We start from the raw sequence: 12,034 nt of genomic DNA on the forward strand, positions 1-12,034 counted from the left end.
CTACCTGAGTTAGCCCTGCGCCGACATCCGCACGGCCTGCACCCGTCGCCCACGGCGACACCCGGTCGAACTTAATATCCCGATACAAGCGCAGTGCTTTCACCTGTCATCCGCAAACGGCTAAGCTAGGGCCATCGTTTTCAACAGTGCTGGCCCCGCCGCCACTTTCCCATGGTTCAACTGCCCGGACGTATCATGCGCAGCCGCCTGTTACAAATTGCTTCATGCCTGTTGCTCACCGCTGCCACCGGCGCGGCCCAGGCCACCGACATTACCGTGCAACGCCAATACTATGATGAAGCCAAGCGTGCGCTGGCCAAGGGCGACAAGGGCCCGTACCTGCGCTATGCCCAGGCGCTCGACGATTATCCGCTGACACCGTATCTGGCCTATGACGAACTGACCGCGCGCCTGAAATCTGCCAGCAACCAGGAGATCGAGGGTTTCCTGGCCAAGCACGGCGACCTGCCCCAGGCCAACTGGATGAAACTGCGCTGGTTGCGCTGGCTGGCCGAACGCGGTGAGTGGCAGACCTTCGCCAAGTACTACGATCCCAAGCTCAACTTCACGGAGCTCGATTGCCTGAACGGCCAGTACCAGCTCAGCCACGGGATGCGCACCGAAGGCTTTGCCACGGCAAACAAGCTGTGGTCGGTGGGCAAGTCCCAGCCTGCTGCCTGCGACCCGTTGTTCGCCATGTGGGCTGCCGAGGGGCAGCTCACGGAGGCCAAGCGCTGGGAGCGGGCCAAGCTTGCAGCCCAGGCACGCAACTACGGCCTGGCCGAGAACCTGGTCAAGACCCTGACCACGCTGGCGCCACAAGGCCGTCTGCTGATCGATGTGGCGCAGAAACCCGAATTGCTCAACCAGCCATCACGCTTCACCCAGGCCGACGAAGCGACCTCGGACGTCGTCAGTCTCGGGCTGCGCCGCCTTGCACGGCAGGACCCGGAGCGCGCCATGGGGCTGCTTGACGACTATGCCCAGCGCATGCACTTTTCCCGCGATGAAAAAGTGGCCATTGCCCGCGAGATCGGCCTGACCCTGGCCCGGCGCTATGACCCGCGCGCGCTTGACCTCATGACCCGCTACGACCCCGAACTGCGGGACGATACCGTCAGTGAATGGCGCTTGCGCCTGTTGCTGCGCCTGGGCCGGTGGGAAGATGCCTATGCCCTCACCAAGCGCCTGAGCGGCGACCTGGCCCAGAGCAGCCGCTGGAAGTACTGGCAGGCGCGGAGCCTGGAGCTGGCGCAGCCGAAGAACCCGCAAGTCCCGCAGTTGTACAAGGCCGTTGCCCGCGAGCGCGATTTCTATGGCTTCCTGGCTGCAGACCGTGCGCAAGCCCCCTACCAACTGAACAACAAGCCCCTGGTGCTCAGCCCACAGCTGGTCAAGAAGGTGCGCAATACACCTGGCATCCAACGCGCCCTCGAATTCCATGCCCGCGGTCAGATCGTCGAAGGTCGCCGCGAGTGGTATCACGTGAGCCGTCACTTCACCCGGGACGAAATGGTCGCCCAGGCGCGCCTGGGTTACGAGTTGCGCTGGTATTTCCCGGCCATCCGCACCATCAGCCAGGCCAAATACTGGGATGACCTGGACGTACGCTTCCCCATGGCGCACCGCGACACCCTGGTACGCGAAGCCAAGGTGCGCGGCCTGCACTCGAGCTGGGTATTCGCAATCACCCGTCAGGAAAGCGCCTTCATGGAGGATGCCCGTTCCCCAGTGGGCGCCAGCGGGCTCATGCAGTTGATGCCTGCTACAGCCAAGGAAACCGCGCGCAAGTTCAGCATCCCACTGGCTTCGCCCGCACAGGTCCTGAACCCGGACAAGAACATCCAGCTGGGGGCTGCCTACCTCAGCCAGGTGCACAGCCAGTTCAACGGCAACCGAGTACTGGCCTCAGCCGCTTACAACGCAGGCCCAGGCCGCGTACGGCAATGGCTCAAAGGCGCCAAACACCTGAGCTTCGACGTGTGGGTCGAGTCCATTCCATTCGATGAAACCCGTCAGTACGTTCAGAACGTGCTGTCCTATTCGGTGATTTACGGACAAAAGCTCAACATGCCACAACCCCTGGTGGACTGGCACGAGCGCTACTTCGACGACATGTAAGGAGGCCATTAGCGGCTGATCAAGCCAGGGCGCCGACCACACCGGCGTCCGGCTGCCCGACAACTCAGAGCACCTGGACCTTCATGCCAACCTCCAGGTGCCCGTCGCCATCGGCGGCCAGGTTTTGCCCAAACAATATGTCCCCTTCCTTTTCCCGGAACGTCCGAAGCGTGGTCATGGGCTCGCGGTCAGGGCTGCGCTGCCCCGTTGCAGGGTCGATGGTGGTGAAAATGCAGCGCACGCTTGGCTTCAAAACACGGAACTCCACCGTACCGATGCGAATGCGCTTCCAGCCATCCTCTGCGAAAGCCTCGGCCCCCTGCACCACCAGGTTTGGCCTGAACCGCAGCATGTCCATGGGCCGGCCGACACGGCGATCGAGCTCATCGAGCGACGCCTGGCCAATGAGCAGCAACGGGAAACCGTCGGGAAAGGCGGCACGGTCCCGGTCGGTGCCATAGCCATTGGGCAGGTACCTGGCCCGCTGCTGCGGGCAATACACCAACCTCACCGCTTTGCCTAGCCAGCCACTGAGCCAAGCGGCGGCCTCATCACCGGCATCCGGCATACGAAAGGTGTCGCGCCATAAGGTCACCCCTCGCAGCGGGGCATCGTCGGCCGGGGACACCACCTTCAGCGGCACTTGCCCAGGCGCCCGCAGCAACAGTACTCCGCCTGTCTCGACTGCCTCGAGCTGCCCGAGCTGGGGCCAGACGCGCTGGGTCAGAAAGCGCCCGTTCTGTTCCTCGACCAGCATCCAACGGCGGTCTCCTTCAAGCCCAAGCACACCAACGGGAGAGACCTGCAGGCCTTGCGCCCGCCCCGACTTGACCGGATACCGGTAGAGCTCACTGAGAAACATCCCTGCTGCCTCATAAATCGCCAAACCGCCAGCTTATACCCAGCAGGGCGCGCAATCACGCGTTGGTGGTGTCCAGCAACAGGCGCTGCTTGACCACATCGACCAGCCGATCAGGCTGGAACTTGGACAGGAAATTGTCGCAACCCACTTTCTTGACCATGGATTCGTTGAAGCTGCCGGACAGCGACGTATGCAGCACCACGTACAGTTTGCGCAGGCGCGCATCCTCGCGGATTTCGGTCGTCAGGCGATAACCGTCCATTTCCGGCATTTCGGCATCCGTGAAGATCATCAATAGCTTTTCGCACATGTCCTCCCCGGCATCGGCCCACGCCTTGAGCATGCGCAAGGCTTTGAGGCCGTCGCTGGCAACGTGCAGTTTCATCCCCAACTGCGAGAGCGTGTCGCGCAACTGGGCCAGGGCCACACTGGAATCGTCCACCAGCAGCACCTCGCGACCACGCGCCCTCGCCAGTACCGGATCGGCCAATTTCTCACCCGAAACGCGGGCGTTGTAAGGCACGATTTCGGCAAGCACCTTTTCCACATCGATCACCTCCACCAGCTTGTCGTCCACCTTGGTGATGGCAGTCAGGTAATGCTGACGGCCGGCACTGGTCGGTGGCGGCATGATGGATTCCCAATTGAGGTTGACGATGCGGTCGACCCCGCCCACCAGAAACGCCTGCACCGAGCGGTTGTATTCGGTGACGATGATGGTGCTGTCGGGGCCTGGCTGAATGGGGCGCATGCCGATCGCCTGGGACAGGTCGATTACCGGGAGTGTCTGGCCTCGCAGGTTCACCACACCGCAGACGAACGCGTGACGTTGCGGCATCAGTGTCAGCTTGGGCAGTTGTAACACCTCCTGCACCTTGAAGACGTTGATCGCGAAAAGCTGACGCCCAGCCAGCCGGAACATCAGGATTTCCAGCCGGTTCTCCCCTACCAGTTGTGTGCGTTGGTCTACTGTGTCGAGAATGCCAGCCATTGGTAAGCCCCCAGGCTCATGTCGAAAATGTGCGCGATTGTGTGTATATCGGCAGCCGGAGTAGCATCTTGACCCCAAGAAACGCCACACCCTTGCCTAATTTGATATCACTTTAACAGCATGCTTAACTGGTTTCCTAATTCCACTCGCACACGCTGAAAAGTTCCGTTTTTTTCTTGCCTATCAGGGAAACCCCTAGTGGCAATCAGGTACAACCTGATGTTCGCTCTATCCTTTAGCCATTAATGTGACGCCATTCTCACTGCATGAATGGAGTCAGGCTTTGCTAGCTATCGTAACGGCGTGCCCGTCTCTACCGCCTGTCCTGCCCATGGAGACACCATGATGGACAGTGCCTTACCCTTCTGCGAGGCGCTTAGGGGTTTTCGCGAGAGGGCCCAGAAGCGCCTCAACAGAGCAGAGGACTGCTTGCAGCATCTTGAGCTCATCGAAAATGACCCTGATGCCTGCAGGTGCCTGGACGCCGCGTTAAGCGACTTGGCACACGACGCACAGCGTTTGGGGCTGCTTGAAGTAGCCCACTTCACGACCTCCGTTCAGCAGATACTGGCCCCCTGTTGCCAAGGCGCGTGCCTGCATCGCGCAACGCTGCGCATTACGGCTGCGTGCCTAAGGCTCCTGGCCTGGCAGCTCGAGCTGCTGGACACGCACACGGGGCGGCTGGACCTGGACGCTGGAGAACAATTTGTGTTGCTCGGCGAACTGGCCAATGCAGCTCGACCTTCTCTGGCATTAGCCTGCGTCACAGATGAAGGCGCAGCGCATGACTGTCAGCAGCCCGATCTCAGCGACAAGCCGTAGGGCAAATTGCCATCGCGCAGTTGCATGCCAGAAGTGCAACTTTGATGAAACTGAAAGTTGTAGCTTCGATTTACAAAGTTGTAGGAAATAGCCTCAACCAAGCAAGTCCGTCGATGCTACGTACTAGTTCACCACAAATAAGCTTTGCCTTGAGGAAGTCGTATTCGGCGGCGACCGCAGGAATTCGAGGTGGTAGTATGCCCCACCGAAACGCTTCAACTTGACGCAAGGTTGAATGAACACGTGGTCGAAAAACATCGAAAGTACGGCGCAAAAGCCTCTGAGCAGTAATGTGCAAGGCCTCCATCAGCAATACTTCAGTGGCTCCCCTACCTATGTTCCCACGCTTGATGACCTCTTTTCGTTGCAGCGCCCCGTACACCAGTCTGTGCTGGGCCACGGCAGGCATCAGCGTGGTCTCCTGCCTCGCCTGCCTGGCGTTACACCTGGCGGAGCGACCTGTGCCCATCGGCCTGGTGTTGCTGCAACTGACCGCTGCCTTGGTCGCTGCCGTGCAACTGCGTAGGGAGGCGCGCTCGATCAGCTTGCGCCCTGCGGAACTCGCCGAGCGCCTGCTAAAAGTGCAAGAAGAGGAGCGCCAGCACCTGAGCAGGGAGCTTCATGACGACATCGGCCAACTGCTGACCGCTGCGAAATTGCAGTTGCAATGGCTGCAGCGACGAATGCCCGGGGATGTGCAGGGGCATTGCGATGCCTTGCATGCCACGCTGGACGATACGTTGAGCGCTGTGCGCGACGTTTCTGCCCTGCTCAACCCCCGTCAGTTGGCAAGCCTTGGCCTTGAGGCCAGCCTGCGCGCGCACTTGCTGCGCACTTTGGATGGCAGCGGCGTGCAGTGGAGCCTGTCTTGCAAGCAACGCCTTGGGGGCATTGGCGAAAATGTCGCAATGGCAGTGTTTCGCATCACCCAGGAGGCGGTGACCAATATGTTGCGTCACGCCGGAGCGCGCAACCTTGTCATCCACCTGCAGCGTACCGAGCTGGGCCTGGCTTTATTGATCGAGGACGATGGCTGCGGCTTCAAGCCTGCCAGGCACCCGCACCTTGCCAGTCAGCGTGGGCTGGCTGGCATGCTGGAGCGGGTCACTGCCCTGAACGGCAGCCTGCAGATCACCAGCGATATTGGCCAGGGCACCCGGATCGAGGCCGTCTTCCCTTGGCCGCCCCGCAGCCGGCAACGCGCGGACCGAGTGGATACCCATGAACTGTAGATTGTTGCTTGTGGATGACCATTCGTTGATCAGAGCGGGCGTCCGCGCCCTGGTCAGTGACATACCCGGGTACGAGGTAATCGGCGAGGCCGACGATGGCGGGCAGTTGCTGGATCAGGCGCGAACCTTGATGCCTGACATCATCCTGCTGGACCTCTCCATGCGATCAACCAGCGGGCTGGACGCCCTCACCCAGCTCAATTCCAGCGGCAGCGCCTGCAAAGTGCTGATCCTCTCCATGCACACCGACCCTGAGCTGATCATGCGCGCCCTCGAGGGCGGTGCCCATGGGTATCTGCTCAAGGACACCAGCGCATCGGAGCTTGAGCAAGCGCTGCGCGCTGTGCGCAACGGGGAGCGCTACCTGAGCCCAGCCATTGCCCACACCGTCATCAATCAGGCTTTACGTCATACCAGGCCAGCCAGACGCCCGGCATGCGAGCGACACAACCTGACAGCCCGGCAGCTGGAGATTCTGCGCCTGATCGTGCGCGGCAAGTCTACCCGCGAAATCGCCAATGGATTGGGCTTGTCGATCAAGACGGTCGAAACCCATCGTTCGCAAGTGATGAAACGCTTGCAGATTCACGACGTCGCCGGACTGGTACTGTTTGCCGTGCGCGAGAAGATCATCAGCCTCGATGACTGAGCAATGGGCACCCTTGCGGCAGGTGCAGGCGCAAGGCCTTGGGACGCGCCTCGAAACGTAAGCTGTCCGCCTTGAGCGGTTCGCCGTCGAGGTTGATATCCAGGCCCTGTTGACTGTTGATCTCCACCCACGGCAATCGCGTCCGGATGAACAGGCCATCGCCTGCCAGCAAATCGCGTAATGCACCGACCACTTCCTGCGGCTTGGGCAGGATCGCAACATCCAGCAACCCGTCATTGACCACCGCATCCGGACAAAGCTCCTGCCCTCCCCCGGCTTGGCGACCGTTGCCAATCCCCAGCGCCAGCAGCTCCCCTTGCCAATGGAAGTCAGGGCCTTTCAACTCGACCGAGGCAGCCTCCAGTTCGCTGAAGCGTGACAAGCCGGTGAACACATAGGCGGCGGCACCCATCAACTTCTTCAGGTCTTCGGATGTGCTGGCTGTGACCTGGCTACCAAAGCCGCCGGTCGCCATGTTCAGGAACAGCTGCTCGCCCACTTGCCCAAGATCGACTTCCTGGGCCGGCTCATTGAGCAGCGCCAGCGCCTGGGCAGGCTCAAGCGCAATACCGGCCGCCTTGGCGAAGTCGTTGGCGGTTCCAAGCGGCAGCAAGACGAGGCTGGCTTCGGTGCCCGCGAGCCCCATGGCTTCGGCCACGTCCCGCAAGGTGCCATCACCACCGCCGGCGACGATGTGGCTGTATCCAGCGGCAAGTGCCTCCTTGACCAAGCGCTGGGCATCACCGCCCTCCCAGGTCACACGCACGTCCAATGCCCAGCCAGTGTCGCGCAGGTCGTGCACGGCGGTACGTACGTCTTCGTTCATGGCTTGCTTGCCGTGCAGAATCAGCATTGCCTTGCGCGCTTGCATGTGGGTGTCTCCATAATTGACCATTTGCATCTTGACGCTCAGCCGTTACTAATTGTTGCACGGCCGTTCAAATATTGCGGCGCAGGGCTCGCGCACTGCAGCGAGCCTGCGCCACTGGCGCGCGTCAACCGAGGATGTCGCTGAAGGGGATGAAGGGTACAAGGTCACCCTTGCTGGGCGTAGTGCCCTCCTGCACCTCGACCAACCCATCGGCCCACACCGCGCTGCGCAACACGCCGGAGCTCTGGTTAGGGTACAGGCATACCCTGCCCTGCTCGATGCGCGCCCGCAGGTACTCACGCCGTGACCCGGCTTTGGGCCAATCGAAACCGGCGGGTAGGCACACGCGCAGGGGGGTGACATCGATCACGCCCTGGCGGCGCAACAAGTAGGGGCGCGCCAGCAGGCCGAACGTGACCAGTGTAGAGGCCGGATTACCGGGCAGGCCGATCACTGGCACGCCCTGGAAGTGACCGAAGGTCAACGGTTTGCCGGGTTTGATCGCCAGTTTCCACAAAGCCAGCTCACCGGCCTCGCGCAGGGCCGCGCCCAGATAATCGGCCTCGCCCACCGAGACGCCCCCTGTCGAGAGGATCAGGTCCACGCCTTGCAACTGAGCCAGGCTCGCGCGGGTGCGAGCCAGGTCATCAGGCAGGATACCGGCGTCGGTGACGTCGCATCCCAGGCGCTGCAACCAACTGACCAGCAAGCGACGGTTGCTGTTGTAGATTTGCCCAGGCCCCAACGGCAGCCCTGGCTCGACCAGCTCATCCCCGGTCGACAGCACCGCCACCCGCACCTTGCGTACCACATCGAGCTGTCCATAACCCAGGGTGGCGGCCAAGCCCAACTCGATTGGCCCAAGACGCGTGCCGGCGTCGAGCACCTGCTCGCCCTTGCGGGCTTCCTGACCTTGAGGACGAATGTTCTGCAGCGCCTTGAGGGGGTGCAAAAACGCCACATGGCCATTGGCGTGAACCTGGGTGTTTTCCTGCATTTCCACGCAGTCGGCGCCTTCGGGAACCGGTGCACCCGTGAAGATCCGCGCACAGGTGCCAGGCTGCAGTGGCTCAGGTGCGTGCCCGGCGAAGATTCTCTGACTGACGGGCAGCGGCGCCCCCTGCCAGTCGGACCGGCGCAGCGCATAGCCGTCCATTGCGCTATTGGGCCAGGGCGGCAGGTCGAGCGAAGCCACTAGGGCAGTGGCCAGCACACGGCCGTGTGCCTCGGCTAGCGGCACGTGCTCGGTCTCGCGAATCGGCGCGGCATCGGCCAAAGCCAGCAATTGCTCAAGGGCCTGCTCCACCGGCATCAGTGGCCTGGGCTGCACGGCCTCAGCCACGGCTTTCACAGGCCGCCGCCTGCTTCAGATGGGCGACGAAGTTGCAGGGACGGTGCCGTGCATCGAGCTGTTCGGCAAGGATACCGTCCCAACCGGTGCGCACCGCATTGGTCGAGCCAGGCAGGCAACACACCAGGGTACCGTTGGCCAGCCCTGCCAGTGCCCGCGATTGCACAGTCGAGGTACCGATATCCGCCACGGAGATCTGTCTGAACAGCTCGCCAAAGCCGTCGACCTGCTTGTCGAGCAGGCAAGTGACCGCCTCGGGCGTACTGTCACGTCCGGTAAAACCGGTACCGCCGGTGATGAGCACCACCTGCACGCTGTCGTCGGCGATCCAGGTCGCGACCTGGGCGCGGATTTTGTAGAGATCATCCTTGAGCAGCACGCGCTGGGCGAGCCGGTGGCCTGCCGCTGTCAGCCGGTCAACGAAGACCTGGCCCGACGAATCGTTATCGAATGTGCGCGTGTCGCTGACCGTGAGCACTGCGATGTTGAGGGGAACGAACGGGGTGTCTGCCGAGGCTTTCATAGGTATCCGTCACTGGTAATGGCAATGACGGCAGTTATATCACAGGGCACTCCCGCCGGCGTGCGGGAGCGCTGCCTGCACTGGATTGCGTCAAGCGAATGCCGTTATGCTGCACGCGCAAGGAACTTGCACTAACGTCCCGCGTCTTAACAGTCATCTTGCACCATCGCACTGGAGAAACACGATGATCAAACGGACCCTTCCCGCCTTCATGCTCGCCCTGGGCCTGGCTGCCCTGGCCGGCTGCTCGACCCCAACCGTCATCACCTTGAACGACGGTCGCGAAATCCAGGCGGTGGACAAGCCGTCCTATGATGAAGATTCCGGCTTCTACGAGTTCGAGCAGCTCGATGGCAAGCGCATGCGTCTGAATAAAGACCAGATTCGCACCGTCAAAGAACTCTGATAGCCCATCCGACCTGGCCAAAGCTTCGTTCTTTTACAAGGACTTGCGGGCGAATTTCGGATGCAGTAGGATTTTGTTCATCGGAGTGTAGCGCAGCCAGGTAGCGCGTCTCGTTCGGGACGAGAAGGCCGCAGGTTCGAATCCTGTCTCTCCGACCAAATCCTTTCGAAAACCCGCCTTGTGCGGGTTTTTTGTTACTCACGGTTCAGGCTCGTACCTGCAACCTGCATCAGTCGGCTAGCCCTTCAGGCTGACGTGAATTGCAGCGCCGCCAGCCGTGCATACAAAGGGCTGGTTTCTATCAGCTCACTGTGGGTACCAATGGCCACCACTTTGCCCTGGTCGACCACGGCAATGCGGTCGGCGTGCTGTACCGTGGCCAGACGGTGCGCAATCACCACTGTCGTCCGCCCTGCCATCAGGCGCGGCAAAGCTTGCTGGATCAGGTGCTCACTGTGAGCGTCGAGCGCGCTGGTCGCCTCGTCAAGCAGCAGGATCGGCGCATCCACCAGCAACGCACGGGCGATCGCCAACCGTTGGCGCTGCCCACCCGATAAACCCACCCCGCCCTCCCCCAGGCGAGTCTGGTAGCCCTCTGGCAACTGGCGTATGAACGAGTCGGCATGGGCTGCGCGCGCTGCAGCTTCGATGTCGGCCAGGCAAGCGTCAGGGCGTCCATAGCTAATGTTGTCCGCCACTGTCCCCCGAAACAGTGCTGGTTGCTGTGCGACCAGTGCAAACTGCTGGCGAAGGTGGTCGGGGTCGAGCTGGTCGATGGGTTGATCATCGAGCAGAATCTGCCCGTGCTGGGGGTCATAGAAGCGCAGAAGCAAGTCGAACAGGGTGGATTTACCTGCACCGGAAGGGCCGACCAATGCAAGCGTCTGGCCTGCCTGGATGACCAGGCTCAGGTCATCGATAGCCTTGTGCTCGGGTCGCGACGGATAGGCAAACACCACGTGCTGAAACGCCAGGCAGCCCCGTGCACGGCCTCCCGCCAGCTGCCGCCCACTGGACGGGGCCAGAATCTGGCTTTGCGCTGCCAGTAATTCGGCTATACGCTCTGCTGCCCCAGCAGCGCGCTGGAGCTCGCCAATCACTTCGCTGAGTGTACCGAACGCACTGCCCACCACCAGGCTGTAGAACACGAACGCCGCCAACTCACCCCCCGACATGCGCCCGGCGATGACGTCCATGCCGCCGACCCACAGCATGGTGCCGATAGCGCCCAGTACCAGCACGATCACCACGGTGATCAGCCAGGCCCGCTGCGCGATGCGCTGGCGGGCCACTGTAAATGCCGACTCCACCGTATCGGCGAACAGTGCCCGGTCATGGGCTTGATGGGTGTAGGCCTGCACGGTCTTGATCTGGCCCAGGGTCTCGGCCACGTAGCTACCCACGTCTGCCACCCGGTCCTGGCTCTGGCGTGAGAGGCTGCGCACACGGCGACCGAACAGCAGGATCGGGGCCAGCACCACCGGCAATGCCACGACCACGATGCTGGTCAGCTTGGGGTTGGTGATGAACAGCAAGGCGACACCGCCCACCACCATGAGCGCATTACGCAGGAACATGGAGAGGGAAGAGCCAATCACCGATTGCAGCAACGTGGTGTCGGCCGTCAACCGAGACTGAATTTCCGAGCTGCGGTTGTCTTCGAAAAAACCAGGGTGAAGCTCGAGCAGATGGTCGAAAACAGCGCGACGAATGTCCGCCACGCACCGCTCACCTATCCAGGAGACGAGGTAGAACCGGCTGAAGGTCCCTGCCGCCAGGGCCAACACCAGCAGCAGGAAGAGCCCAAGTGTCTGGTTGAGCTGATGGACAGAACCGGTCATGAACCCCTGATCCACCAGCAGGCGGATGCCCTGCCCCATGGACAAGGTAATGCCGGCGGTCACCACCAGTGCCAGCAAGGCCATCACCAGGCGCCGCCAATACGGACGAACAAAATGCCAGCCAAGGCGCAAAGCGCGGCTAGGGCGCGGAGTTGTAGAGGCCATGGATCTGCTCACGAAGGCGGAACGTGCAGCCTACCATTCATGCCGCAGAACGGAACTGTCCGGTGCTGCTATAGCCTATTGTTCTAACCGCGCTCTGGCACTTTTTCGCCATCTCTGGTGGACTAAGGCCCTGCCCCAGGTTGCGCCGCACCCGCGTCGACGATCTGCCAGGCGCAAGGTTGACCCCAGTCGTCATTTGA

General features: G+C 61.8%; 11 protein-coding genes and 1 tRNA gene. 6 read left to right on the top strand and 6 right to left on the bottom strand.

From position 1 onward, the window contains the following. Nucleotides 1-195 precede the first annotated feature (195 nt). Complete coding sequence (locus tag FH041_RS10100) at nucleotides 196-2,121, top strand: transglycosylase SLT domain-containing protein (RefSeq protein ID WP_049696307.1); 1,926 nt, start codon at nucleotides 196-198, stop codon at nucleotides 2,119-2,121. A gap of 64 nt (nucleotides 2,122-2,185) precedes the next feature. Here FH041_RS10100 and FH041_RS10105 read toward each other — a convergent pair whose 3' ends face one another. Beyond that, nucleotides 2,186-2,983, bottom strand: coding sequence for an MOSC domain-containing protein (locus tag FH041_RS10105; protein ID WP_027915096.1), 798 nt, complete (start codon nucleotides 2,981-2,983; stop codon nucleotides 2,186-2,188). Between the two features lie 55 nt (nucleotides 2,984-3,038). Beyond that, the gene (locus tag FH041_RS10110) at nucleotides 3,039-3,974 is read right to left on the bottom strand and encodes a chemotaxis protein CheV (RefSeq protein ID WP_027915097.1); all 936 of its coding nucleotides are present in this window, start codon (nucleotides 3,972-3,974) and stop codon (nucleotides 3,039-3,041) included. A 342-nt stretch (nucleotides 3,975-4,316) separates the two neighbouring features. Between FH041_RS10110 and FH041_RS10115 the strand changes: the two genes are divergently transcribed. The 3 genes from FH041_RS10115 (at nucleotide 4,317) to FH041_RS10125 (ending at nucleotide 6,677) form a co-directional block, all read left to right on the top strand. Beyond that, nucleotides 4,317-4,796, top strand: coding sequence for a histidine kinase (locus FH041_RS10115; RefSeq protein ID WP_097223522.1), 480 nt, complete (start codon nucleotides 4,317-4,319; stop codon nucleotides 4,794-4,796). A 335-nt stretch (nucleotides 4,797-5,131) separates the two neighbouring features. Further along, complete coding sequence (locus FH041_RS10120; RefSeq protein ID WP_104926026.1) at nucleotides 5,132-6,028, top strand: sensor histidine kinase; 897 nt, start codon at nucleotides 5,132-5,134, stop codon at nucleotides 6,026-6,028. Continuing rightward, entirely contained in the window at nucleotides 6,018-6,677 is a 660-nt protein-coding gene (locus tag FH041_RS10125) for a response regulator transcription factor (protein ID WP_104926025.1), read from the top strand. Before FH041_RS10120 ends, FH041_RS10125 begins: the two co-directional genes overlap by 11 nt. Here FH041_RS10125 and yegS read toward each other — a convergent pair. The 3 genes from yegS to moaB all read right to left on the bottom strand — a co-directional run bounded on the left by yegS (nucleotide 6,661) and on the right by moaB (nucleotide 9,422). Beyond that, nucleotides 6,661-7,548: a lipid kinase YegS gene (yegS, locus tag FH041_RS10130; protein ID WP_027915100.1), complete on the bottom strand. Its 888-nt coding sequence runs from the start codon at nucleotides 7,546-7,548 to the stop codon at nucleotides 6,661-6,663. The two genes, FH041_RS10125 and yegS, sit on opposite strands and share 17 nt — an antisense overlap. Before the next feature lie 124 nt (nucleotides 7,549-7,672). Beyond that, nucleotides 7,673-8,899: a gephyrin-like molybdotransferase Glp gene (gene glp / locus FH041_RS10135; RefSeq protein ID WP_140174538.1), complete on the bottom strand. Its 1,227-nt coding sequence runs from the start codon at nucleotides 8,897-8,899 to the stop codon at nucleotides 7,673-7,675. After that, nucleotides 8,883-9,422, bottom strand: coding sequence for a molybdenum cofactor biosynthesis protein B (gene moaB / locus FH041_RS10140; RefSeq protein ID WP_023534262.1), 540 nt, complete (start codon nucleotides 9,420-9,422; stop codon nucleotides 8,883-8,885). The genes glp and moaB overlap by 17 nt, the downstream gene beginning before the upstream one ends. Before the next feature lie 184 nt (nucleotides 9,423-9,606). Here moaB and FH041_RS10145 point away from each other — a divergent pair, with 184 nt between their 5' ends. Both FH041_RS10145 and FH041_RS10150 read left to right on the top strand, forming a co-directional pair. Further along, on the top strand, nucleotides 9,607-9,828 hold the full coding sequence (locus tag FH041_RS10145; protein ID WP_023534255.1) for a YgdI/YgdR family lipoprotein: 222 nt from the start codon (nucleotides 9,607-9,609) through the stop codon (nucleotides 9,826-9,828). A gap of 81 nt (nucleotides 9,829-9,909) precedes the next feature. Continuing rightward, nucleotides 9,910-9,986 (top strand) — tRNA-Pro (locus FH041_RS10150). 87 nt (nucleotides 9,987-10,073) lie between these two features. On the opposite strand, the gene FH041_RS10155 is transcribed toward FH041_RS10150, so the two are convergent. Beyond that, a complete protein-coding gene (locus tag FH041_RS10155; protein ID WP_033695066.1) occupies nucleotides 10,074-11,834 on the bottom strand; it encodes an ABC transporter transmembrane domain-containing protein in 1,761 nt (586 codons plus the stop codon). Nucleotides 11,835-12,034: the final 200 nt, after the last annotated feature.

The sequence above is a fragment of the Pseudomonas sp. SWI7 genome, assembly GCF_006351945.1.
GTDB lineage: Bacteria > Pseudomonadota > Gammaproteobacteria > Pseudomonadales > Pseudomonadaceae > Aquipseudomonas > Aquipseudomonas fulva.

Bases quoted from the DNA above. Each gene is read 5' to 3' on its own strand.
- FH041_RS10100 (WP_049696307.1), top strand. From the start codon at position 196: ATGCGCAGCCGCCTGTTACAAATTGCTTCATGCCTGTTGCTCACCGCT.
- FH041_RS10105 (WP_027915096.1), bottom strand. From the start codon at position 2,983: ATGTTTCTCAGTGAGCTCTACCGGTATCCGGTCAAGTCGGGGCGGGCG.
- FH041_RS10110 (WP_027915097.1), bottom strand. From the start codon at position 3,974: ATGGCTGGCATTCTCGACACAGTAGACCAACGCACACAACTGGTAGGG.
- FH041_RS10115 (WP_097223522.1), top strand. From the start codon at position 4,317: ATGATGGACAGTGCCTTACCCTTCTGCGAGGCGCTTAGGGGTTTTCGC.
- FH041_RS10120 (WP_104926026.1), top strand. From the start codon at position 5,132: ATGTTCCCACGCTTGATGACCTCTTTTCGTTGCAGCGCCCCGTACACC.
- FH041_RS10125 (WP_104926025.1), top strand. From the start codon at position 6,018: ATGAACTGTAGATTGTTGCTTGTGGATGACCATTCGTTGATCAGAGCG.
- yegS (WP_027915100.1), bottom strand. From the start codon at position 7,548: ATGCAAGCGCGCAAGGCAATGCTGATTCTGCACGGCAAGCAAGCCATG.
- moaB (WP_023534262.1), bottom strand. From the start codon at position 9,422: ATGAAAGCCTCGGCAGACACCCCGTTCGTTCCCCTCAACATCGCAGTG.
- FH041_RS10145 (WP_023534255.1), top strand. From the start codon at position 9,607: ATGATCAAACGGACCCTTCCCGCCTTCATGCTCGCCCTGGGCCTGGCT.
- FH041_RS10155 (WP_033695066.1), bottom strand. From the start codon at position 11,834: ATGGCCTCTACAACTCCGCGCCCTAGCCGCGCTTTGCGCCTTGGCTGG.